The sequence below is a fragment of the Pseudobutyrivibrio sp. AR14 genome, from assembly GCF_900101325.1.
Taxonomy (GTDB): Bacteria; Bacillota; Clostridia; order Lachnospirales; family Lachnospiraceae; genus Pseudobutyrivibrio.
Window position 1 is genome coordinate 13,974 of record NZ_FMUY01000010.1, and the last position, 25,763, is coordinate 39,736.

A 25,763-nucleotide genomic window follows, 5' to 3' on the forward strand; every position below is an offset into this window, starting at 1 on the left:
CCTTATTGCGGGAAGACACTGCCAGTTATAATGACTAAGCAAGTCCTCCCAGTTCAAACGGAATAGTCTTTTCCTTACTCCAGTCCAGCTCATAGTTTTCAAAGGACAGAGTATTGGCTCCGTTATTATTTTTCATGTCATTATACAATAGGGGATATGCTTTTGCCAAATCACAGTATGTGAGGGTCAATCCATGACTCTCAGTGCCTGCTGCAACCCCATTTTCTATAAGCCACTCGTTGGTAATGCTAATCTCCTGCATCACATTCAAGTCGCGGACATACATACTGTAGCAACGAGTCTCTGTCACACCATTTTTATCAGTGTAGCTGCCAAAGAAATACTTTGGATGGCGATATGGAACATCCACACACTGCTCTACATAATGACCAAATGTGATACCCTGATGTGCCTGAATATCAAAGAAAAGCTGCTTGCCATGGTTGTCTCTAAGGAAGGTAAATGGACCTGCATCACCCCAAGCGTCCTGATTGTTCATAGCTGCAAGTCTATGGGCGTATTTGCCCCAGACTAAAAATGAATACATAGGATGCTTTGTACGGATGAAATCCTCTCTGTTCTTAAGAATCCAGTTGTTAAGTGCTCCTACCTCGCCCTTAGTATTGCGGATATCAAATCCGTTGCCTCTGCAAAAGTCCCATGAGAACACAGGGAAAAGCAGAGTGCCCTCTGGGCCAACCATCTCTTGTAACGTGTTTACGAATTTATTTAAAAACTCATCACGCTGCTTTATCTTAACATCACACTCTGTCTTAGCTAGATACAAAAGACCTGTGATATCAGATGCCACGTATACTGTGTCACCTGCCCTCACGCCTATTTCATTAAGTTTTACCTTTATATCATTAAGAAGTTCTATATCTGTCATTATATCCTCGACTAATTACAATATCTTTATCAGTCCATTGGCATAAAGCTTGTCCACTATCTCAGTAAGCTCCTTTACCGGAACTCCTGTAATCTCTGAGATGCCAATCAAATCATTGCGACCGTCTGCATAGGTCATGAAATACATCATAGCCATAACTGCATCATAGCTTCCCTTTTTGCTAACTGTAGGGAAAAGTCCGCGCTTGCCAAGCTGTGGCTCACATGGTTGAGTCATAACGTATATACGATTGTACTCAAGGGCATCTACCACTTGAGTCATCACATCATAGCCACCCTGGAACCCCTCTGGGCTAATAAGTGTCATATCATCAGCGCTAGTGTGATACTCTGGGTACTCACCAAACTTGCTGCGGCAGAAACATACAACAGGAAGATCTACCCCTGCTGAGTTGTACTGTCTCTCATCCGAGCCTCTCTTTAAAAAGCTATAGTCGCTGTACTTACCCTCCGTGTGGCTCTTTAATACATTAGAAAGCACTCTATCTGCAAGTGTATCTGCATACTTGCTATGTACTATAGAGTAATCTCTGTCATCACCTACACATGAGATATTAAATCCAGCTACTATGCGCTCCTTCATATGCTTCAGGTGGTCACCTGTAGCAAGATATGTGATGGCACCAATTGTCTCTGGAATAATGATAAATCTATATGTGTAGCGGCGATTCTTAAGTGACTTAACGTACTTAATAAGCTCACACATAAGTACTGGTCCTGAGACCTCATTATTAGCCATAGATGGATGGCAGTCATATGTAGAGAAGAAAATCTCCTCATCGCTCTCACCAGGAAGCACTATCTCGCCGTAGGTGAGGTTGCCATCAAAAAGCTCTGAATCTATATACATGTGGTACTTGCCAGGTGCCAGACTATCTAGCTGCTTCTGGCTCATACAAAAGCCAAATCGCTCCTTATAGTAGCTAGTAACATAAGGCACAATATCTGGCTGGTCAGGAAGTGTAAACACATGCTCCTTAAGCTCATCAAGGTCCACCCACTCATCAACAGGTGTAGAATAGCCCATCACATGTAGATTGCTTACAGCCATATCCACAATGCGATTGCCTGATTCATCCTCGATATAAGCCTCTCTAATAGCCCATTCCTTTGGTACAGTCCAGTCGAAAACCTCTGTACCGCTAGCTACATTTTTTATTTCAAATCCGACTCCGTCAGCCTCAGCAATCCTATCACTACACATCTTAAGTGTCTGGCGCACGCCCTCACCAGTGATGCTGCGATTAAGTGGAAAGAGCTCTGCTGCAAAATCGTACATCTGCTGTCCAACTATCATTGTTACTCTTCTTCCTGAACCAAATAAATAGGTCTCTTTTTAGTCTCAAGATAAGTCTTGGCCATGTACTGTCCCAAAACACCCATGCAAAGAAGCTGGATACCTGAAACTAAAAGAATAATACAAACCATTGATGGCCATCCACTAGTAGGGTCACCAAGAATAAGTGTCTTTACGATAATTACAAGAATAAATATAAATGCCACAAGGCACATGATTACACCAAAAACCGATGCCATAATAAGTGGTGCTGTAGAAAATGCTACGATACCATCAATAGCATAGATGAATAGCTTCCAGAAGGACCACTTAGTCTCTCCGGCAACACGCTCAACATTTTCAAACTCAAGCCACTTGCTCTTGAAACCTACCCAGCCAAATATACCCTTGCTGAATCTGTTGTACTCACCCATAGCAAGTATGGCATCTACCACCTTTCTAGTCATCATCTGATAGTCTCTAGCTCCATCTACGATATCTGCACTAGAGATTTTGTTCATAAGCTTATAGAACTTTCTAGCGAACCATGAACGGATAGGTGGCTCGCCCTTTCTATCTACACGACGAGTAGCTACACGCTCATACTCACCCGACTCAATATATGAAAGCATCTCTGGAAGCATTGCTGGAGGATCCTGTAAATCTACATCCATGATTACTACGTAGTCACCAGTAGATTTTTCAAGGCCAGCGTATATGCCTGCCTCCTTGCCAAAGTTCCTAGAGAATGATACATAATGCACTCTCTCATCCTTAGCATGAAGACCTCTGAGCACATCAAGTGTGCCATCCTTAGAACCGTCGTCCACAAAGATAAACTCAAGCTCTACAGATGATAGCTTGTCCTCCATACCATGTACTGTATCGTAAAAAATAGGTGCTGCCTCCTGCTCATTGTAGCAAGGAACAACAATAGATAACTTTTTCATTGTAAGTATATACCTTCCTTATAATTGATATAATTATTCCCCAAATTTGACAATCAACTTGCCATCAACCACTGCTATACTACCATAATCTGGGTAGGTTGGCATAGCCTGAACTGATTCTTCCTTAGCAAGAGTCCCATCATCTACCACGACTTTTTCATTGCCAAATCCGCAGTGCTCCTGCATAAAGTTAATGGCGCTGCCATAAGTAACTAAATCAGAGTATACTGGGAACTTTTCAATTTTAATAGCATCTAGCTCCTCATTGTCATCTACGGTGACAAATGTACCATCTGCATTTTTATCAAAATCCACAAAGACGATTTCCATATCATCATCGAATCCCTGGCAGCTCTTAATGTTGGCCGCAAGCTGTGTGAAATATGATGTAGCCTGTCGCTCAGCTATATCAGCCTTGAGATAAGCTGCATTGTCTAGGTAGATATATGAAACCGTAATTACGAATATTGCAATCAGCTGAAGGCAGGTAATAAGCTTAATTAACTTTCCTGCAATCGCTTGCATAAATACCTCAAAATCCAGTGCCTCAATCAAAATAACCGGAAGTATCAGCACAAATGCTGTGCCATAAACCATAAGGCTATCTACAAAATAATCATCGCTAGTAGATAGTATATACATCACATTCATACCAACTGGAAGAAGTGCTGCTCCCACAATAGCTGAAAGCTTTACTCCAATGCCCACATTCTTCTTAATTATCAATACGAAAATGTGAATAACTGTAGCAAGAATCACACAGAGTGTTAATATCCTAAGATACTTAAGACCATTAACACCAGCATAACTTCCTGAAAAGAATTCTCTGATACACTGAGATAATCTGGCAGGGAACTGAGAAAGGTCATATCCCTTACCCATGCCCTTATAATCCATGGTATCTATTCCCTTAAGCTTCTTAAATATTGCTGCAACAGCAGCCCATATTCCAAGACCCATGCCAAGTGTGACAAGATACGTAAATCCGTTTTTAGCATAATCTTTTACATTATCTATCCTATCAGTCAAAACATCCTGAAGTAACTTAATCAAAACAATAGAAATTGTTACAGCAAAAAATGCCTGATACATGCTGAGTGACAATGCAAGTACTATAGCAGAAAACAATACTCTAAGAACTAATCTAGCAGCTCCCTCATATTTGTCAAAAGCTGTCTCTGACACTATTATCTCTGCAGCCTTAACAGCTAATAATAGACCTAAGAAGTAAGGCCATGATGTAAACATAAATGAAAAGATACTAGGCACTACCGGATATACAATCATGATTGCCCCGATAATTACTGAACTTACTTTTGATTTAATATCAAAAATCCGCACCATCTTGCTGGCAGAAAGGGCTATAAAAATCATAGATAATATGCCATTAAATACTGGCACTGCAAATGTCCTAGTGGTAAATATCTGCAAATCGTATATAATGCCAAGTCCCCATCTGCCTAACTCGTATGTAGCTCCTAACGAGAAGAGACATGCTGTATTGTCATGGTAGGAAATCCTGTTGAAAATGATATAACCATGGGCTATCAGTCCGATAACCATAACAGCAACAAAAGCCCACTGCTGAAGTGGGCTAAATCTCTCTTTTATTTTCTTAAATGCCTTTTCAATATCTGTAAATATACTCAAATCAATCCTCCGGATTATCACTATCTACATCTAAATTTTATCTCAAAACAACTATAACATAATCATTATATTCTATAAAATTATCCTGAATGTCAGAACAATCATTATTGTAATAATCTACAACTCTATCGTACTCCTCATTAGTATCAGTAATTTTAATATCATATCCATAATGAGCAAACAGCTTTTGTGTAGCCCAGTTATGAGTATTGTATGCATTCACCGACCAAGTGAGTACATCACCATCTGTCACCGTCTCTTTTTTATAGAATCTACCAGCCTCTACAACAGCAGGGTCATATCCATAGACATGTACATCACACCAATTAAGAAATCTATATCCTGCCTCTCCCTTACGGATGTGTAGGTAGTCCTGCTCATCCATTGAACGGCTAAATTCTCCCACAAATACAACCTTTTTTTCGTTAAGGTCATAATTGTTCTGAAGATAACTTCCAATCTCCTTTACCTTATCTGCACATCTATCGCACATATTATATTCAAATAAAAATAGCTGGCTAATCTCTCTAGCAGAACCGTATAAAATAATAGCGGATAAAATCACTGCTACAACTCTGCCCAGCTTGTATTTTGAAATCATTACTAATAGAGTAAATACAGAAAATGCTACCAACACTACAATAGACTGACTCATTCTATATAACTGCATCACTCCCAAAAGAAAGCTAATAGAAAACTGACCTATCACAAGCAATATGCCAAGTACTATTGGCCAAAAGTCCCTATTCTTCCAAGAGACAATTCCACATATTACAAGCAATACCACTACTGCAAATAGGAATAATGTAATAGGGAAATATCCAGCACCATAGAACAGGAAATTGCTCATAAGCTGATTCTTAAGAGTAGCACCTATCTCGGCAGCATTATCGCTAAACTGCCATCCAATCATGCCGCCACTAGTCTGATATACATCAAGTCCCATAATGGCACAGAGAATCTTAGTAATGATGCTTCTAAGCACCATAGCAACAGCTGTCACCAAAACAACAGTGACAACCCATATACCTTCTGATTTAACCTGTATCTTCTCTCCTGAAAATGCTTTAAGCAGTACAAGTATTACTCCAATTGTAATAATCACAATAGAAAATGACTCATAGCAGCAAATTGCAAGCACCATAAGAATAAGTGCAGAAATATCACTTAACAACTGTGCTTTAAGCTTCTGACCCTTTACACTATACACAAGATAAATGGCGATAGCAGAAAGCAAAAATGCAACGCCCATGCCATTATGCATATAGTAAATAAACACCTCGCCATTCATAGGATATACAAGCATCAGTGATGTAAATACGGCGTATATCCAGCTAGGTACTCTGTCCTCGCCTAGAACCTCTACAAATACTGTACAAACCACAGTGCCAGCAAGTATTATAAGGATTGCTCCTATAAAATCTATAATAAAAGGTGTGAATTCATTAATCTTAAAGAACTTGTTAATAAGCCATGGTGTAAATCTGCCCATAGAAACAAGACGGCCAGAATCTATATACCAGTCGTAAATAACATCATCCACTCCATAAGAGCAGTGTGTAAGCTCATAACCATATCCTGCTAGCGCAGCAATTGTCACTATAGCAAGATACACCTTGTCAAATATTAAATTCTTAACAGAATTAATAAGTTTCACTTTTATTTCCTTCCAATGCCTTTTCTTTTGTAAATAATAAGTAGGCTAATAGCGCTTAATAATGATATTATCTCAGCTATTCTCCACAATATAGGCTCAACAAATTTGACTGTTACATCGCCATTATAACTGCTCTCTACAGATACGCATATACGATTATTAATCCCATTTGAAATAGCAAGTTCATTGCCATTCTCATCATATGCTTTGTAGTATGGATAGTTGTATTTAGGAATATCTATTGCCGAGAGATCCCCCTTATATAAATTGATAGCAATCAAATCACTAGTATCAGTGCCCTCTATCAGGTACTCACCATATCCTATAGCTCCAGCTCCTCTATCTAGCTGTGCTGTATCATAATATTTTGTAACACCAGTCGCATTATCCTCGGCCGAGCCAATAAATAAAGCAGTACTTACAAGAGCCATTGCTATGATAACCGCATAAATCTTTTCTGAATAAAATTCATTCTCTATAAAATACTCTAAAATAAGTCCTAGTAATATAGCTAAAAATACCACAGCTATGCCTATATATCTCCATGGATACTGAATCTGGGCAAATATATTAAAGAACTTTGAGGCAAATGCTAGCTTGTTCCATGGGAATAGGTTAGTAGATATAAATAAAAGTATCAATGTAGAAACTGTAAGATACTTTATTTCCTTAGTGGCCTTTTTCGCTATGAGCAAGTATACCGCAACCAAAAGCACCACCATAAATACAAGGCCTGGTGTAATCTGCATTCTATATACTACATAGTCTTCTCCCTCACCGTAGAAATCTCTAAATACAGCGAATAAATCAGCTATGTATGCTCCTCTAGACTGAATCAACTTCACCGAACCATTAGTGGCTTTTATCTCAGTAGCTACTCTCATATAGTAGTCTAAGAATGGCACGATAAATGCTAATCCAAGAGCGATAAATATACCAACTGCCTTAGCATAGGTCAGTAATACTTTTTTTGTAAAAGTCTTTTTGTATTGGCTGATTGCTACTGCCACAAGCACTATGCACACCATCTCTGTGGAAAGCACGTGGGTATATAAAAGACCTAGCATACCGATAGCAAGTGTAAGACTAATACCCGAGTAATTACGTTCAGAATCCTTGCCAGTGTATAGCTGCCATATAGCCACCGCTACTATAGGATAAAAAGCAAGTGCTGTATACTCGCCAACAGCGCTACGGACAAATACATCCACTATTCTATAGCTTGCCGTCACATATGATAGGGCAACCACAAGTGCAGTTGTATCATTTTTGAAAATCCGCCTACCCATATAGTAAGTGGTATAAGCAGTCAAAAGAGAAACTAAAAATACATATAGCTTATAACTTGTATTAATAGAAAATCCGACTATACGTAAAACTGCTGGAACATATAGGAATAAATCTCCGTAAAATATCCCATTAGGATATCCGAATCCATCCATAAAAACAGAGTGCATTCGCACTGGGAACTGTCCCGATTTCAAGCCATCGGCGATTCCCTCAATTCTTAAGATGTGATAAGGGAAATCATGGCCTGGTGCAATCCCTGGGAACATATAGGAAAGTGTACCTATAAATGCGATTCCAACTAGACATAATACTGTCCTTCTATTAACCTTAAAACATTTGCTAAAAGCAAAATAATTTACAAGTAAAGAAATAGCTATCCAGGTAAAAAGCAAAACTCTCATATCTCTTACGGTACTACTAATGCTTGCTCCCCTTAAAGCAAAGCTCTCATCCCCTGAATAATCAACTATCCTTATTTCTAAATCATAAATACTCTGTGTAACATAGAAATTGTAAGTAACCTGATTTTTATTAGGACTTAAGTAGAAATCCCCTGCATGAATAAACTCATTTCTCTCTGCCGAGAAAAGTCTACAGGTCATCCTGCTATCAGAGTAGTAATCCAGTGTAACTGAATATGAGCCCGGTCTTATAGTCTCGTATGGTCCATAGAGTAAGACAATATTGTCCTCTGATTCAATCGCACCGGACGAAACACTCCACTTACCATCATTGTAACCAATATAGTCAGATGCAAACCTAGCCAGGTCAATATCAACCTGGCTTAAATGAAATGATTTATAGATCATCAGACCGCATAGAACTAGTCCTATGATTATTTCGATAAAATATACAATTCGTTTTTTATTCTTCATCTTTATCGCTTGCAAAATAATCCATATTCATTACGATAGAAACAAACCGAGTCTACGACAGATTTAGACAATCTATCGTAAACAACTATATTCATTCCTACTGCATTAATTTCATAGTTTGTTCCGTTAATAACTATCTCACATGTCACGCCCGCGTTTCCTCCACCACTAGTCATTTCATATATGGCTTCAGAATCAAGTATATTTCCTGATATAGTCACAACTTCATTAGGACTTAATTCCTCAACGTTACCATTAGAATTATCAATTATTCCACAATAACTATATCTAAACATATCCTTGAAGGGCGCTAATAACCCCAAAGATTTTAACAGCTCCACATCTTCATCTGTAATAAATCTATAACCATCATCCTTAACAGAAATAAAAGTCACATAATCTACATCTGAATTTAGAATCGATAAATACTGATCCAAATCCTCGATATGCTTTAGCTCTGCGCTATTTAGCAAGTGCTTGTAATAAGCACTTGTATCATCCCACTGCCTATCACTGACAGCTCTTACTCCATAAGTGTCTTTTATAATAGACGCAACGTAGCGAGACATTTTGATAGCACCCCATATATTTTCATGCTCAATCACATTTTCTTTTGGAAGTTCTGCTCCAATAGCATCATAGTGTTCTTTTAAACAAAAATTATAGTAATCTACACCATATTCGCCAGCAAGAGTATTTAGTCTATTGTTCATCGCATCAGTCATCACATCCGGTAAACTTACCAGCATAAGCTGTATCCCATTAGACTGACATAGTTCTACTATTTTTCCAAAATACTTTTCCATCACTGGATTCAACTCAGATTTTATATCTGTATCTGATGGCGTAAAGGGCACGTAAGCATCCCCGCCATAATCAGTAAGAATAGCCTGCCCTTTGAGTTGATCGTGATTAGATAAATCAAAATTAAAATCGCTTTCGTCTAGCTCTGTCCAACGGGCATGATATCTAATGTTTGTCAAATAATAACTAAGCTTTGACTGGCTGTCATCCAAATCACAAAGCGCGTTAATCATATCTATTTTATTTTTTGACCAGCGCATATTATCAATTATCTCTCGGCCAATTCCCTCAGTTGTATTAACGGGACTCTCTGGGTGTAATGTAAACAAAAATTTTGTATCCATTACTACTACCTTAGGGCTCTGATATTTAAGAGCCTCTTTTAGCCAAAAGTAGTTGAAGAACACACTCTGCTGCTGGCTAGCTAAATTATATGATCTAATTCCATAAGAATCATATATTTCCTGAGGTGAAAAAGCATTAGCAACTACACTAGAACCAATAAAAAGAACATCTACAGAATCTTTGTCCATAGCATAGAACTGATTAAACTTACTTGTAGATGGCCAAATAGAATTATTGATATATGATTTAGGCATAAGTATAGCATTAGCTCCTACTAACACCACCACAAGAATCATAATAAATGCTATTGATTTTCCGATTTTTGTCAGTATTTTTTTCACGACTAAAAACCTCCATAAATAAAATCAGTAGCATCATATCCAAATCCATATGTGCCAAAAACCCACACAGTCAAGATTGCGATAATATACACAGCCCATCTTACTACAATACCATGCTTATCGAACTGTTCCCTGAGAACAACTCCGCATTCCTGCTTGCGGCTCACCCAGAATAACACCACTAACGAAAGAATTAATACTTCCCATTCTCTCTGGACTAATCCTAAATCATAGATTGCTCCGTCAAAAAGTATCCATGGGTTAAATCCACAGAACATTCTATATATCATCTTTAATCCAGCAAGTAATGTATCCGCTCTAAACACAATCCATGCAATCATTACAAAGTAAAAATTGATTAGAACTCTAATCAAATGCTTCGCTCCAAGATACTTTTTGTTGAAAATAGGAACCATACTTTCCACGAGTTGATACACTCCGTGCATCATTCCCCAAAAAATAAATTTAAATCCACCACCATGCCATAAACCACTTACAGCAAATGTAACCAAGAGATTAACATATTTACGATTAGTGCCTTTTCTATTGCCTCCAAGTGGAATATAGATATAATCTCTCAACCACGAACTAAGTGATATATGCCAGCGTCTCCAAAAATCCTTTATTGAATCCGCAAAGTATGGGCGTTTAAAGTTATCTGTTAAACTAATTCCAAACAACCTAGCAATTCCCTGGGACAGGGTAACACATCCTAGAAAATCTGTATAAAGCTGAAGGCTATATAGAATTCCTGCAATCCATATATATAATCCCTTGTATGAACTGTAGTCATCAAATATTTTATCAACAACTATTCCAGCCTTGTCCGCTATCATAAACTTCAGAAAGAATCCCCAAATGATGAGTTGAATTCCACTAATTAGATTTTTCTCATCAAAATCATGGCCTTCTGATAATTGCTCTGAAAGCTCATCATATCTAGGAATTGGTCCTTGTATTATCTGTGGGAAAAATGAAATAAATAACGCATATTTAAGCACATTCACTTGAGGCTTGATTTTCCCTCTATACACATCAACAAGATAGGCTATTATCTGCATTGTATAAAAGGATAATCCAATTGGTATTATAATCTTGCTAACAATCCCCTCAGGTACCCTTCCTTCTGCGAATCCAATTATCCTAGTCAGAAGCAGTGGCATAGCCGAAATTGCTATTCCGCTAAATAATAGGCTCTTCTTTTTATTATGTCTTAGCAACAAACCAAATGCATAACTTATCAATATAGTAGCCACAAATAAAATCATTTTAGATACACTCTCTGTGGCAAACCAAATAAAGCAGAAATTGGCTAGAAGTATTGCTAGCCACCTATATGCCTTTGGAATAATGTAGTATGCTACTAAAGTAATAAGTAAAAATACATAGAAATTAAAGGTTGTATATGTCACCGTCTTCCCCGTTCCTTTTAATGCTTTATTTCTCTTCTAGTTTATAAGTATCAATCGGATTATCCTTGCAATAATAAAAATCTACTCCGTGGATTGTATCAACGAGTTCATATTTTTCCATTATATTGCTTGGAATAAAGCTAATATCTCCATTTGTTATTAGCATAGTTGCACCCTCATATGTGCTACTATCATCATAATAGAGATAATCTCCCCATCTGTTTACTTTATTATTATCTCCAATGAGCTTATACACACGCTTATTATCATAGACTCTAAGGCAATGCTCATATATACCAGTGTCCTTACCCCAGGCATAAACTAGCCCCGCATCTGATTCATCGATAAGGCTTACCATCTGATCCATCAGATACTCTTCATTGGTCAATCTCTTGTATATGTAATCTGACCCTAAGTCTATGCAAACTACACTAAGAAAGAGAACTACAACTCCGACTTTCTTAAAAAGCAATGTGTTATCTAGTGAATCAATGAAATAGCCAACAAGAATCAAGGCACACATCATTGCAAAAATTAGATATCTATCTTCGAATACTGCTCCATAGGAAGTATCCAAAAGCGAAAATTCAATAAATGTGCTGGCCATTATAACCAAAAGGCTCATTTTGAAATCATCTAGATTATGATTTTTAATGAGATTGCCTAGCACCTTAATCAATGCATAAACGACAGCTACAATAACTATTGTAAATATTATTATTGAAAAGACAAATAATATGCCCGCTTTGGACGTAGGAGCACAAACAGTTTCATCTGTAGGGATAGCGGCAAATAGACGCATAAATCCGCTAAACATATTTCCAATATTTTTCCATATGTTTTCGGTAGTGCTCCATGAAGCAAGTGAAGACTTATACTTCATTCCAACTAGTAGCCCAACAAGCTGACCTAACAATGCAAATCCAGTACAGATATAAATATATATGGAGTGCTTGTCAAAAAATGCTTTCTTGGTATTCTTGATAAAACCAAGCACAATTCTTGTAATAAGAAGTGGCAAAAATACCATTGCCAACATACTCATGCCTGCCCCTATTCCTATGAGAAAAGACAAAGCATATGAAAATCCAATTATTATTTTTTCTTTTTTCAAAAACTCCTGAGCTACTAGTATCCTGAATGCCATAAAAATATAAAGAACTATCAGGTTGTAATAGGCTGCCATCCCTAAAACACAATTGAAATATCCTAAATCGTTGTGCCAGCTATAGTAGTTGAGCAAGTATGGGCAAGCAAACATGTTAAGTACAATAAGAATAGTATTTAGCTCAAAGCCCTTTATTTGCATTACACTCACCATGAAATATATGGTAAGCAAAGTTATAATCAAATTAGCAATAGCATAAGATATATTTATATTTCCTGTAACCATATAAAGCGGTAATGCTAAAATAAATGAACGGCTAATCCATGGAGCAGTAGTATCACTAATGAGCTTCGTAGAATAAATACCACCATTGTCTCCTACAATTATCACTTTTAAGTATTCCCAAGAAGAATCTATTCCGAGATGTATATCTGCTTCAAAAATATTGAAGTATAGTGTTATTAGTAGCTGAGAAACTATACAGCCCAAAAGCAATATCGTAAATACGAACTTTATTCTATTCTCTCTGTAACCAGCTAGTAAGCTTTTCATTAATTATTTCCTCGATATTTTTCTAAAATAATAAATTATAATACCTACAATAGTGACTAAAGATATACCCTCTGCGACTCGCCACATTAGTGGCTCTTTGTATTGGACATTAATATCTGATGTGTAATCAGCTTTTGATATTTCAACGCAGTTGTTATGGCCTTTTGTCCAGGTAATCTCATTGCCTTTTGAATCTGTTAAATGAACATTATCATAAGCTAAAACTGGAAGCACAACATTGTCTCCAGAAAACTCTATATCTGTACCCAAGAGTAATTCTCTGTCTGTCCCAACAGGCAAATATAGCTTGTCAGCCCAGTTCTCATCTGCACGCTCATTGCACACTGTTGGATTCTTCCAAGAGAGTGTGTAATAAAAATAACCTGAAGTTCCTAAGGCAACTACAAATATGCATATAAGCGATGCCCATTTTATCTTCTCACTTTTCCCTTTGCAAAGAATCTCAAATCCATAAGCTCCAGTCAGTATAAAACATACCACCGCAATCAACTGATAACGCCAAGGATACTGTACAGAAGAAACCAGCTTAGCTATTCCGCTATTTCCTGCAAATAAATCCCATGGAAAATATACAGTGGACATCCAGGCAGCAAAAATGCCAAATATACTCAATACCAATATATCTTTTCTTTTATTGACTTCTAACTTTTTAAAAGTCATTATTACCGTAAGTAAAACTGCTATGATAACCAGCCCGCCAGTTTGCAAATAGCCTTCTTCATTTGTAGACCATACATAGCTGCCTCCAAATCCCTCTGTAAGTGGGTTAATTAGCTGAGATAAATACAAGCCATCTCCTCGTATGCTCTCTGCGGTCATCTCTGAATTAACATATAGATCCATAGATGAATAACTATCAACAAATGGCAACAAAAAGAATCCATTAACTAATAGTATTAATATGGCTGATGTAATAAGCTCTTTGATGTTTAATACTGTCTTTTTTATATTAAAAAGCAAATAAACTAACACAAATAGTGCCACCAATTCTGTAGATAGAATATGGCTCTGAATCAATCCTGTGGCACCTATGATAAGTGGAAGGATTCTTTTTATTAATGGCTCCTCCTCTTGCTCTTCAGCAATAATCTTGTGAATTCCGTATACTACTACCGGAATAAAAATCATAGCTGTGTACTCACCAAGAGCTGCTCTAACATATAGATTTGATAATCTATACCCTGCTAAGCAATAAATCAATGTACTAAGCAGACCACTTAATTCAGACTTCAATATTTTTGTAAAACAAAAATATGAAACCAGGACAGTGAGGGCATTAACTAGTAATACATAAATATTGTATGCGCGCCAAACTGGTAATCCGATAGTCACTAATATAGCCGGAATGTACAGAAAAATATTCCCGTACATTAAGGAACTAATATATCCATGTCCTTGCCATGCACTACTTTCATATCTGACTGGAAACTGGCCATTTGCAAGCTCCTCTGATATAGATTGGATTCTACCTAAATGAAAATGTAAATCATGGCCTAGGTACACCCCACTTCTTATGGCAGGCAATGCCGATACAGCAAATATGAATAATAGTGCCATAACTATTAATGTTTTTTCTCTTTTCTGAAATTCAAACATAAAAGACCTACCGCTGTAATTAATGATACAATCTCCGAAACTCTCCAGTACCATGGAGAAACAAATCTAACTGTCACAGTACCCTTGTATCCATCAGGAAGGGCTACCTTTATAAGATTATTTTGTCCATTTGAAATGGATAAATTATTTCCAGATTCATCTATTGCCTTATAGTATGGATAGTTAAATCGTGGCACACAAACACTAGCTGCTTCGTCAGCCTCTAAAGCTACAACTATTTTGGTGCCATTTTGTCCCACAATAAATCCTTCTGCATTTTCACAAATTAGTTCTGTAGATATAGACTCTCTATCTGTTCCCGATAGTAAATACTCTCCATTTCCTGCAGCAATCAAGCTTGTATCAAGTTCAGCCTGATCATAGGTAAGCTTTGGATTATCATCACTTTTTTCAGCATAACCGCAGAACAAACACATCATCAGTACAGATACAACTATTATATATTTATATGTATTGTCACCAATCAGGCTTTCCTCTGTTGCCTGTTCCAAAACTAAACCGAGCAAAAGAGTAAGTGGAACTACTGCTATGCCCACGTATCTCCATGGAAATTGAATTTGAGAAAGAATTCTGCCTGTCTTTGTGATATAGGCAAACTCATTCCATGGGAAAATATTAGATGCCACAATCAAAAGAATAACACTCATAAAGAAAAGGTACTTTATTTCTTTTGTAGCTTTTCTTTTAATCAATACATAGCCTGCTGCAAGTAATCCCAGCATCAAAACTAATCCAGGTGTAATCTGCATTCTAGCAGACATATATCTGTCGCCATCACCAAAGAAATCCTTGAAAAAGCTAAAATAATCTGTAAAATATGCCCCTAGTGGCTGAATCAAATTAATGGTCCCGCTTCGTTCTTTGATGAAAGTATTAGTGTTAATGTAATAGTCTAAAAATGGAACGATGAAAGCTGCACCCATTAGGAAAAATACTATTATCGCTCTAATGTATACTAAAATAGTCTCTTTTCTAAATGTCTGCTTAAACAATGAAAGACATACTACCACAAGAACGACAGCAACCATCTCCGTTGATAATACATGGGAATAAAGTACCCCCAGAATTCCAACTGCTAGGATATACGCATTTTTTATGTAGGTCTTTTCCTTGATATCGTCCTTGTAAATATTCCAAACTGCAAGTGCAATGAGTGGATAAAAAGCAAGTGCTGTATACTCACCTACAGAGCTTCTAACATATAAATCAATTATTCTGTAGCTTGCTGTAACATAAACTAATGAAGTGACGATAGCAGTGCTTTCTTTTTTGAAAACCTTTTTTCCACATAAATAAGCTGTGAAAACGGTCAGTCCATTTATAAGTAGCACATATATTTTATAGCTCATGTTTACGCTAAATCCAATCATGCGAAGAACAGCTGGCACATACAAAAATAAATCGCCATAGAATACTCCATTTGGATAGCCTATTCCATCGCCATAAGTAGAGTGAATTCTAACTGGGAACTCTCCTGCTCTTAAGCCATCTACTATGGACTCTATTCTAATTACGTGAAATCTATAGTCATGAGTCTTAACAAGTCCAGGGAAAAATAAAACAATAGAACTAAGCAAAGTGATGCATGACAACTTTATTATTAGTTCTCTATGATTCTTTCCAAAAGATGAGAAACACAGGATATTTACTATTATGCAAACAACAATCCATGAAAAGAGAAGCACTCTAAACAGGTGGGTGTTGCTACTAACTACCACTCTATCTATGGAATAGTTGGCTATCTCCTCCGACTCACTTATCCTAGTCTCCAAATCGTATAAACTATGACTGGTAAAAAAATCATAGGATACCTGATGTCTATTGGGACTTAAATAGAAATCGTTAGCTCTTACAAAATCTGTGCGTTCTGCAGAATACAGCTGTGCTGTCAATTCCATGTCTGTAGAATACTCTATCTCTACAGTGTAGGTGCCCGGTGACAGCTTTTGCCCATTGGCAGAATAGGAAACACACTCCGAGTCACCGTTATAGGTCATCTCCGCCGAGAATGGATTTACCGCCTTAGTTATAAGAAGTGCAAGCAAAATTATCGCTACTACAATTTCAATTATTATTGTCTTTTTCTTCGTAAACAATTTTAGCTCCTCAGTTGTTATTTATAGCATTAGCCTATCTTAAAAATATATGCCTCTAATTTGTAATATATCTTAATAAAGCAATCTACAATCTTATTGAATAATAAACGAACCAACTTACCAACACTTGCCAAATATATTTTTCCTATAATAATGCTAATAACAAGTGTAATTACGGCATAAATTAGGACCCACAAAACCAATCCATCGTAGGAATAGTTTTGATAAATATAATCGTATATATCAAATCTAACATAGTCTCTTAATATCCTGTTGCATTGAATAACATATATTAATAAAGACATGGCCGAAATATCATTAATAAATCCATTATAAAATGATTTTTTGTTAAACAAAATAAACAGCCCCAGTGCTATCAAAATATAGCAAGGATTTCTAAATTGATTCCATCCAGACATCTGAGAAGACAACGCCTCTATTTTGCATCCAATAATCAATGTTAATACATTTTGCAATAGCCAACCAACGCATCCAATTAGAAGGATTAGTTTTCCAGCTTTTACCGAATTCATCATATTAGGCATATATAGTTTGCAATATGCAACTATCATATATATACCTATAAATCCTATTAATTCATTGTAGTAGAATAATCCCCCTGGCATAACGAAGCTTATTATCGAGTACAGAATAATAAAGCATGTATCTACAATTAGTAATTGCGATTGACTAATTGACTGTATAACTTTATTCAGAAGAGGATGAATCATGTATAAAAGAATGTAACATGTTACAAACCAATTATTATTGAATGTGGTAGGTAAAAACTGTCTAATAAAGTACAATCCACTCAATCTATATCCAAGTGCAGAAAAAATAGAAAGCATTATTAATGATGCGCCAAAACAATCCGCTACCATATTAGCGATTTTGCCTACCTTAGTCTTATGGCTGTCTAATAAAAACCATGCTGAACAAACTAAAAAAATATCATTTCCAATTTGACCTAGGTTATGTAAAAAAATTAATATGTTGTGCTGCAAGTTGAACGTAGCCAGTCCAAGATTAATAGCCCCCACATTCAACACCTCATCCCCCTCCGGAACGTCAGGCATTGAATGTGATATTACTATCATAGCTATTGCTATTATTTTTAATAATTCTATGCTGGAATTTCGTTTTATTTTTGTTTCCATTCACATCATCCCTAATCATTATAAATAAACACTTTTACGCTCTTTTGATCATACCATTTGGCCACGCAATAATTACATACACCGTAATAATCCTCAGCCCATTTCAAATCATTTTTCACGCCATCATCAATACCAACGACATAAACATACTGTGTCCATGGAACATTGTGGCGCTCAATCACTACATCTCCACCATCAGAATGCTCTATTTCGTCCATAATACCGTCCCAGATGTAAAATAGTTCCTTGATAGTATCCCTTTTTGCAACAATGTCTACAGGAACCACCTGCTTAATTGTTCCCTTAGCCGCAGAAAGTACTACACAGGCAACAGCTAATATGCATCCTGCATATTTCAATTTTTCTCTAATTTTTTCATTAGAAATCTGTCGCAAATAACAGCCAAAAGAAAATGCAACAATGGCAAAACCAACCATTATGATATAATCTTCAACAAAATTAATTCTGGTAGCCAATTCTGCTCCTACAACCTTTCTTTCACCGACAATATAAGGATAAATTGCACCAAAAGCAGAAATGAAAACACATAAAGCTCCCAACACAATATTAACGAGCTTTACTTTTCTAGAATGCTTCGCATTGATTCCCAAAACAACAATTAATACTAGTAGAGCAAGAACCCATGGCTTGTGTACTAAGGTATCTATAATTCTAGTAATCACGTCAATAAATGTAACTTTCAATCCACCAATATAATCAGGATTACCTTCTTTAATACCTGTTCTTTTGAAATTACCTGGAGCGACTACAGTTACAACTCCACTAATTACAAATAACACAAATGGAATACTCTTTTTCTTTAATGAATCCTTATTGTCCTTAAAAAGTACAAATGCACATGCCAAATAGAACAGACCTGCAGCAACACAATTCATCATACCTGTACAGGTAATTACGCCCCATACAATCAGTCTGATATAGTCTTTCTTATTGCCATACTTAAAATACTTAGCAGTAGTGCCGCAGAATATGAACATAAAAAGCATGAGAAGAGAATATCCTGGCATGCCTGACCACCAGTTATATACATCCGCATAGTAATAGGTGGTAAATAATATCAGCATTGTCAAAAAAGCAAAGAAACTAGCCTTTTTTTCTTCCAACCCAAATAAAAAAATACCAATTCTTTTAATTGAAAAAATATATCCGATATAAAGTCCAAGAAATACTATACACATGCAAATCCCAAAACTGTGTCCTGCATCCTTAAACCAATATAATGGATTAAAGAGAACCTGAATAATAAGAGCTATTACTCCTGATTGACCGAAAAAGTTGTTATAGTTCCAGTCCACTCTCTTTACTACCTCAACTAATCTATTAGATGAGAACCACTCTATTGCCCAAGCGAAATCATCATTAGCTGGCATAGAGTAAAATACTGCATATAAAAATGGAAGCAGCATGGCAATATACGCTACCGCCAAAACTATTTTATATTTTGTATTCTGTATATTCATAAACCGTTCTTCCCTATCCTCTTATAAATTTACATAATTATCTGAATTATACCATATTTTTACCTATTGTGATAGAATTACCATATCTAAGTATGTAATGGAGAATTAATCCCTATGAATCTTTTAAACAGACTAAAAAAGAATGATTATATATGCATTTTTCTAATTTGCTTTTTACTAGCATTTTTATCACTAGTTGTTTTTATAATTCAGGGCAATGGTTTCTTTATTATTCGTGATGATTTCAATGAGCAGCAGATTCCATTCACTATTGGTCTGCATAAATCTCTATTAGATAGTGGACTTAATGGATTTTCATGGTGCCTAGATCTAGGCACGTCTACTATGCAGGGATATGGTTTTTATGAATTAGGAAGCCCTTTCTTTTGGCTTTCTATGCTTTTTCCTGCTCAACTATTCCCATACATTGTAGCATGGATTTTTATGCTTAAATATGCTGTTGCAGGCTTATTTGCATATATCTATCTAAAGCTATTTATTCAGCACAATAAATACGCCTATATTGGCGCTATTCTTTATGCTTTTTCAGGTTTTTCCACTGTAAATATAATGTACTATCACTTTCATGATGTTATAGCTCTTTTCCCTCTTCTTTTAATTGGTCTTGAGCTTGCAATCAGAAAGAAAGATTACCGTCTCTTAACATTTGCTATTTTTATAAATGCATTTTTGAACTACTTCTTTTTTGTAGGAGCTGCTATTTTCTTAATTGTCTACTACCTATTTAGATTTTTTAACAGAGACCTTAAGGCTAGATTAAAAGAAATTGTATTCTGCTTTGCATCAGGTATTGTTGGTGTAGGAATGGCAGCTATTCTCTTTATTCCTAGCATTATGTATATTTCTCAGAGTTCAAGAAGTACCTCAAGCTTTATACTTGAAAACCTCATTTATTCCTTTAGATATATTTTATTTAATATAAAGGGTATACTTCTTCCTGCCGAGGCAATGACAGATATAAGCGCTATTTTCCCATCAAAATTCTATTCTACTGCTGCTTATCTTCCATTGTTTGGCATAATTTTTGTTATTACATATATAATTAAAAACCGTGATTGGCTTTCTAGATTACTTATCTTCTGTTTTGTCGCAGCATTTGTCCCAATGATAGGAAGAGTTTTCTTTTTATATATGGACCCACAAAATCGCTGGTGGCATTGTTTTGTACTTATGATGAGCCTTGCCACTTGTTTAGTTTTAGAGAATCATGAAGAATATAAAAAACAAATACATATATCAGCCCTAATAAATGTCCTTTTGATTTGCGTTTTATTTATTTCTGCCTTTGTATTTAAGGATGCTGATGGCTCAAGTTATATTTACTCGAAGAACAGATTTATTTTATATATACTCATAGGATTGGCTGGATGTTGTATTACAGTATTCTTAAACAACAAGCAGCTTTTTTCTAGTGCCTTGCCAATTGTCCTGGTATCTGGTTTTGCCTGTATAACAACAGCTCTTACCGTTTACGTATACCGTTCAAACGGCAAGCCTGTAGAAGTCTATAAAGAACAGTATGACATTGCATGCCAGGTAGAAATACCTGATTCGCAATATCGCCTAAACAATGCAAGTAATGTATTTTCTATGGTTAACAACGTTTCCGGATTCTCACTTTTTACATCTACTGATTCAGTTGGTATCACTGAGTTCGAGTCGCTTTTTGACTATTATGATCCTGTAAATGGTTTAAACAAAAATGATTATTCTGGCTTAGCTGAACTTTTAGGTGGAAAATACTATGTAACAAATGAATACCCAGAGATTGGTTCGCCTGTAGCTGTCTACTATTCCAATGAGATACCTTATTATTTAGTTGAAACAGCTGCTTGCCCAATCGGCTTTGCTATTGATTCATATATTTCTGAATCTGATTTGAAGGACATACCTGTCGAATATAGAGCCATTGCTTTACTTCAAGCAGCGGTTGTAGATGATAACATTCCTACTGATTCTATTTCAGGATTAAATCGTAAATACGTTAATGATATATCTACAGATTACTCTATCGAAGAAGCTTGTGATTCAATAATCAAAAAATCCGTTTCCAACTTTTCAAAAGATGGCCACGGATTTACATGTTCTAGTTCTTATATAGATAATACTTATGTTTATTTTAGTGTCCCTTACGATAAGGGCTGGACAGCGACAATTGATGGCGCCAATGCAGAAATAATCAACTCCGGCGGCATGATGCTCCTAGCCGTCCCTTCTGGAAGTCATGATATAGCATTCAGCTATATTACTCCTGGTTATAATTTAGGAATGAAGATTTCACTTCTTTGTTGGGTTATATTCATTAGCATTTATATTTATAAGATTGTCACAAAAAGAAAAAATATTAATAGTTAAAAACAAATTAATCCACCTTACACAGGTGGATTAATTTTAATCTACATCTCTATCTACTTAATAATACAAATGACCCTTGTCTAGCGACTGTTTTAGTGTATATATTTTTCAAATATATCCCAACATCCCCCTCCAAAAATGATTCATACTTTACATTACTTTCATCGATTAAAACATAATCTGCCTGTTTTTCAGGATTAACATGCCAGAAATCAAGAATCTTGCTATTCCCCTGTGTTCTGGCATAAACAGAATATGTGCCCTGATGTGCATCACTGTTCAAATACGCCGTGCAATTACTTCCAAATGTAACTAGAAGCTTCTCATCTTCACCTATATATTCCGTAACCATATCATAGCAAATTTGGTTGGCATCATAGTCAGTCTCTCTTAAAATAATACCCTTGAGTTCTCCTTCAGTAACCATATATCTAGTCTCTAATACATCAGAGTAGCCACCATTCCACTCGGCTACCCAGAATCCCATAAAGAAGAAGTCAACTATTAAAATAGCACAAGTGAGTCCAATATAATCATTATCCTCATTGCTTGCTATAAGGATAAATGCAATGACTGCATATATAGCCATATGTCCTGGCACCGTAATGTCCTGATTGGTTGATAGCGCCCAAATAAACTGAGCTGCGATTGATATGCTAAACATCAACCATAGAATACCCTGCTCATCAGAAATCTGGCTATTGTAAGACCCGATAACTGTGTATTCACTTTTTTCTTCCTGCTTTATAAAATATGGCAACCAGAAGAATAAAAGAAGTAATGCGTATATATATCTAGAAGTAGATACACTTTCAATTCTAAAGGCGCAAATCACCACAAAAAAGATAATCCAATAAGCGCTTAAGACCACCTTTTCCGCTAAATATGATACATATCTATATTTCTTAAGAATTACTAAAAATAAAATCGGTAAGTATGCTATCACTGCAAAAACTATATAACTAATTAATAGCATTCCTAATCTATGTAAGAGACCATAATCATAATCCTGATCTCCAAAATTTTTCAACTGATGTATCGCATTTACGATACCAGAACCAAACTGTAAAAATACCAAAAATGCTCCACCAATAACTAGGCAGGTAACAACATAAGCAATAATCGCTTTAGGACTAACTTCATTTCGATAAATCCCCAAAAGAGCAAAAGCAAATATAAAAACTGCCAAAAGTATCATAGTAGGATAGGCAAGTATTGCTACACATGTAGCTATTGCTGCATATACGAAATATCTCACCTTTTTTTCCTGATAGTATCTAATCAAGAAACATACAAGTAGCATAATCGCCATGTCACAATATGACTTGTAAGAGAAATTTTTCCATCCCATTACAAACATATAGTAGAAAAGGCTAGCTACATAGGCGCCTCTGTCATAAGCTGTCCTTTTGATAGTAAGATAAAGATATACAGCCACCAAAAGTCTACATATCGTATATGCGATTCGCATATACAATACTAAACCTATATTTATACCTGCACTAGCAAACAATGGAGAAAGCACCTGATAATAGAGTGCCATAAGCGGATAAGCAAGAATCCCACCAGTTTGCAGTGCCTCCCAACTATCTACAAAGAGTCTCTGACCCTGATAGAATCCCTTATATATAGTAAGAAGTCCGTTCTCATCTACATAGAATCCCACATTCAATACATTAAAAGACCATACCAATGTGAAAATGCCGATTATAAATTTGAAAATATTTTTTTTATTATCAATAGCTTCTAGCATAAATACTCTCCTGTGTAAAAATATACATTCTATAATATTTTATACTATTATGTTCCCTTTAGCTAGTAATTATGCCTTTATATAAGTATTTCACCGCATAAATATAGTGCAAAATTAAATTGATATTATAAAAAAAAATAATTATACTGATTCTGATAATCGACTTTTTTCACTTTAAATTGAGGAGTTATGGACAATGAAGAAAGGATTAATTTTTAAAACAATACTGACTGTATTGTTTTATATCTTCCTAGTTTTTCTACTAGTTTTATTTGGTACGGTATCTTATTTAGCAAACACTTGGAAAGAACTTACATATCAAGAAATTTTATTCCACTTAAAGACATCAATTAAAGGAACTAACCCCGATATGGTTATTTCAGGATTAGTACACTATGGCCTTCCTATGCTTTTGTTATTTATTGCACTAGTGCTCATCCTTCATTTTGTTAAGAAAAAGAAACCTTCTCTAAAAACGATTGTTGCACTTGCTATGCTCTTAGTATTATTAGTGGCAAATGTTTTTAATCTTATTAGATTTAATAATAGCACTCATGTTATTACAGATTTTATTAATTCAAAAAAAGGATTAAATGGTCCAGATTTTGTTGGAAATAATTATGTAGACCCAGCAACTGTGTCATATACCTTCCCCGAAAAAAAGAGAAATCTTATTTATATTTATTTAGAATCCATGGAGATGACTTACGCTGACAAAGAAAATGGCGGTGGATTTGATGAGAATTGTATTCCAAATCTCACAAAACTAAGTGAGAGTAATGAAAATTTTTCCGGTGATAACAACATACTTAATGGTGGAATAATTCTACCTGGCATGCAGTGGACTACAGCAGCCTTATTTGCTCAATCTAGCGGTCTGCCTATGCAGATGGGTGTTGACGAATCCAAATCTGATAAAAGTGATGGTTTTTTCCCAAAGATGACAGCTATAGGTGATATTCTTGAAAATGAAGGTTATCAAAATGTGGTTCAGATGGGTTCTTCCGCTAACTTCGGAGCGTTAGCACCATTTTTTAAGGATCATGGCGACTACACTATCCATGATTTAAATTGGGCATACGAAACAGGATTGATTCCATCAGACTATTATGTAAACTGGGGATATGAGGACGAGAAAGTATTTGAATTTGCAAAAGCAGATTTATTAGATCTTGCTAAGTCTGATAAGCCATTTAACTATACAATGTTTACTATAGATACTCATTTCGAGGACGGTTATGTATGCAGACTATGTGGACATGAATTTGGAGACAACCAATATGCTAATGTAATGGCATGTTCCGATAGACAAGTTAATGCTTTTGTTAACTGGATACAAAAACAAGATTTCTATGACAATACTACTATAGTAATAACTGGCGATCACACTACTATGGATTCTGATTTTTGCGATGATGTAGATGATGATTACCAGCGTAAGACTTATACATGTATTATTAATTCAGCGGTTTCGCCTGAAATGGACAAACATAGAGAATACTCTACCATGGATTTATTCCCAACGACTCTTGCAGCTCTGGGAGTAGAAATGTCTTCTAACCGAGTAGGATGTGGTACTAATCTGTATAGTTCCGACAGCACCTTAATTGAGCAGTATGGAAAAGATAAATGTAATGAGGAATTCAGTAAGCCGTCTAAATTAGTTATGTCACTAGCCAATGATTCTTTTACAGATGCGGATTTGGAGAAAGCTCAAGAAGTATCCTACATGGAAGTTGCTAATGAAGATGGAACTATTCGTTTTAGATTACAAGACGCTGACACCCTTAATATGGCAGATGTTAAAAGTCTAAAATTATCAGTGGTCGATTCTGCTGACAATGATAAAAAATATGATTTTGATATGGATATAGAAGCTAACCGCGTCGGCTGGTGCGGAGTTGTCCACTCAGATATTCCATATGATCATCTCGAACAATTAACCTGCCAGGTTTATATCTCAGTTGGTAATTATGAAAATTATTTATTTAATGATTATGGGCCTGATGTATTTACATTGTGGGATATACAGATGGATAATTCCATTGAATAGAGCATTAAAAATGGCTTTACTTCATATGAAGTAAAGCCAT

16 protein-coding genes are annotated in these 25,763 nt (G+C 35.9%); 2 read left to right on the forward strand and 14 right to left on the reverse strand.

The features are described from left to right. Positions 1–34: 34 nt before the first annotated feature. Genes BLP50_RS09900 through BLP50_RS09960 form a run of 13 tightly spaced genes read right to left on the reverse strand, consistent with a single transcriptional unit; the run spans position 35 to position 19,541 of the window. Positions 35–889 (reverse strand): AAC(3) family N-acetyltransferase, encoded by an 855-nt coding sequence (locus BLP50_RS09900; protein ID WP_090154227.1) that lies wholly within the window; start codon positions 887–889, stop codon positions 35–37. A gap of 15 nt (positions 890–904) precedes the next feature. Continuing rightward, positions 905–2,206, reverse strand: coding sequence for a DUF4910 domain-containing protein (locus tag BLP50_RS09905; protein WP_207645740.1), 1,302 nt, complete (start codon positions 2,204–2,206; stop codon positions 905–907). A gap of 2 nt (positions 2,207–2,208) precedes the next feature. Then, positions 2,209–3,135: a glycosyltransferase family 2 protein gene (locus BLP50_RS09910; protein WP_090154229.1), complete on the reverse strand. Its 927-nt coding sequence runs from the start codon at positions 3,133–3,135 to the stop codon at positions 2,209–2,211. Between the two features lie 33 nt (positions 3,136–3,168). Next, a complete protein-coding gene (locus BLP50_RS09915) occupies positions 3,169–4,785 on the reverse strand; it encodes a glucosyltransferase domain-containing protein (protein WP_090154231.1) in 1,617 nt (538 codons plus the stop codon). A gap of 37 nt (positions 4,786–4,822) precedes the next feature. Continuing rightward, a complete protein-coding gene (locus tag BLP50_RS09920; protein ID WP_176753751.1) occupies positions 4,823–6,442 on the reverse strand; it encodes a glucosyltransferase domain-containing protein in 1,620 nt (539 codons plus the stop codon). Between the two features lie 2 nt (positions 6,443–6,444). Further along, positions 6,445–8,607: a hypothetical protein gene (locus BLP50_RS09925; RefSeq protein ID WP_090154236.1), complete on the reverse strand. Its 2,163-nt coding sequence runs from the start codon at positions 8,605–8,607 to the stop codon at positions 6,445–6,447. 2 nt (positions 8,608–8,609) lie between these two features. Then, positions 8,610–10,097 carry a hypothetical protein gene (locus BLP50_RS09930; protein WP_090154238.1) on the reverse strand — a complete coding sequence of 496 codons (1,488 nt, stop codon included), beginning with the start codon at positions 10,095–10,097 and terminating at the stop codon, positions 8,610–8,612. 2 nt (positions 10,098–10,099) lie between these two features. Then, positions 10,100–11,509 (reverse strand): MBOAT family O-acyltransferase, encoded by a 1,410-nt coding sequence (locus tag BLP50_RS09935; protein WP_090154240.1) that lies wholly within the window; start codon positions 11,507–11,509, stop codon positions 10,100–10,102. A gap of 25 nt (positions 11,510–11,534) precedes the next feature. Further along, positions 11,535–13,169 (reverse strand): hypothetical protein, encoded by a 1,635-nt coding sequence (locus BLP50_RS09940; RefSeq protein WP_090154242.1) that lies wholly within the window; start codon positions 13,167–13,169, stop codon positions 11,535–11,537. 3 nt (positions 13,170–13,172) lie between these two features. Further along, entirely contained in the window at positions 13,173–14,747 is a 1,575-nt protein-coding gene (locus tag BLP50_RS09945; RefSeq protein WP_176753752.1) for a glycosyltransferase family protein, read from the reverse strand. Positions 14,748–14,752: 5 nt separating this feature from the next. Continuing rightward, positions 14,753–16,903: a hypothetical protein gene (locus BLP50_RS09950; protein ID WP_090154246.1), complete on the reverse strand. Its 2,151-nt coding sequence runs from the start codon at positions 16,901–16,903 to the stop codon at positions 14,753–14,755. A 29-nt stretch (positions 16,904–16,932) separates the two neighbouring features. Further along, positions 16,933–18,060 carry an acyltransferase family protein gene (locus BLP50_RS09955; protein WP_090154249.1) on the reverse strand — a complete coding sequence of 376 codons (1,128 nt, stop codon included), beginning with the start codon at positions 18,058–18,060 and terminating at the stop codon, positions 16,933–16,935. Between the two features lie 11 nt (positions 18,061–18,071). Then, complete coding sequence (locus BLP50_RS09960; protein ID WP_090154251.1) at positions 18,072–19,541, reverse strand: DUF6056 family protein; 1,470 nt, start codon at positions 19,539–19,541, stop codon at positions 18,072–18,074. Positions 19,542–19,655: 114 nt separating this feature from the next. Between BLP50_RS09960 and BLP50_RS09965 the strand changes: the two genes are divergently transcribed. Next, positions 19,656–21,917 carry a YfhO family protein gene (locus BLP50_RS09965; protein WP_090154253.1) on the forward strand — a complete coding sequence of 754 codons (2,262 nt, stop codon included), beginning with the start codon at positions 19,656–19,658 and terminating at the stop codon, positions 21,915–21,917. A gap of 49 nt (positions 21,918–21,966) precedes the next feature. Here the strand turns inward: BLP50_RS09965 and BLP50_RS09970 are convergent, their stop codons facing one another. Then, the gene (locus BLP50_RS09970; RefSeq protein WP_090154255.1) at positions 21,967–23,670 is read right to left on the reverse strand and encodes a glycosyltransferase family 39 protein; all 1,704 of its coding nucleotides are present in this window, start codon (positions 23,668–23,670) and stop codon (positions 21,967–21,969) included. A 196-nt stretch (positions 23,671–23,866) separates the two neighbouring features. Between BLP50_RS09970 and BLP50_RS09975 the strand changes: the two genes are divergently transcribed. Next, the gene (locus BLP50_RS09975) at positions 23,867–25,723 is read left to right on the forward strand and encodes an LTA synthase family protein (RefSeq protein WP_090154257.1); all 1,857 of its coding nucleotides are present in this window, start codon (positions 23,867–23,869) and stop codon (positions 25,721–25,723) included. The last annotated feature ends 40 nt before the right edge of the window (positions 25,724–25,763 follow it).

Bases quoted from the DNA above. Each gene is read 5' to 3' on its own strand.
- BLP50_RS09970 (WP_090154255.1), bottom strand. From the start codon at position 23,670: ATGCTAGAAGCTATTGATAATAAAAAAAATATTTTCAAATTTATAATC.
- BLP50_RS09965 (WP_090154253.1), top strand. From the start codon at position 19,656: ATGAATCTTTTAAACAGACTAAAAAAGAATGATTATATATGCATTTTT.
- BLP50_RS09945 (WP_176753752.1), bottom strand. From the start codon at position 14,747: ATGGCACTATTATTCATATTTGCTGTATCGGCATTGCCTGCCATAAGA.
- BLP50_RS09910 (WP_090154229.1), bottom strand. From the start codon at position 3,135: ATGAAAAAGTTATCTATTGTTGTTCCTTGCTACAATGAGCAGGAGGCA.
- BLP50_RS09960 (WP_090154251.1), bottom strand. From the start codon at position 19,541: ATGAATATACAGAATACAAAATATAAAATAGTTTTGGCGGTAGCGTAT.
- BLP50_RS09905 (WP_207645740.1), bottom strand. From the start codon at position 2,206: ATGATAGTTGGACAGCAGATGTACGATTTTGCAGCAGAGCTCTTTCCA.
- BLP50_RS09955 (WP_090154249.1), bottom strand. From the start codon at position 18,060: ATGGAAACAAAAATAAAACGAAATTCCAGCATAGAATTATTAAAAATA.
- BLP50_RS09925 (WP_090154236.1), bottom strand. From the start codon at position 8,607: ATGAAGAATAAAAAACGAATTGTATATTTTATCGAAATAATCATAGGA.
- BLP50_RS09940 (WP_090154242.1), bottom strand. From the start codon at position 13,169: ATGAAAAGCTTACTAGCTGGTTACAGAGAGAATAGAATAAAGTTCGTA.
- BLP50_RS09975 (WP_090154257.1), top strand. From the start codon at position 23,867: ATGAAGAAAGGATTAATTTTTAAAACAATACTGACTGTATTGTTTTAT.
- BLP50_RS09900 (WP_090154227.1), bottom strand. From the start codon at position 889: ATGACAGATATAGAACTTCTTAATGATATAAAGGTAAAACTTAATGAA.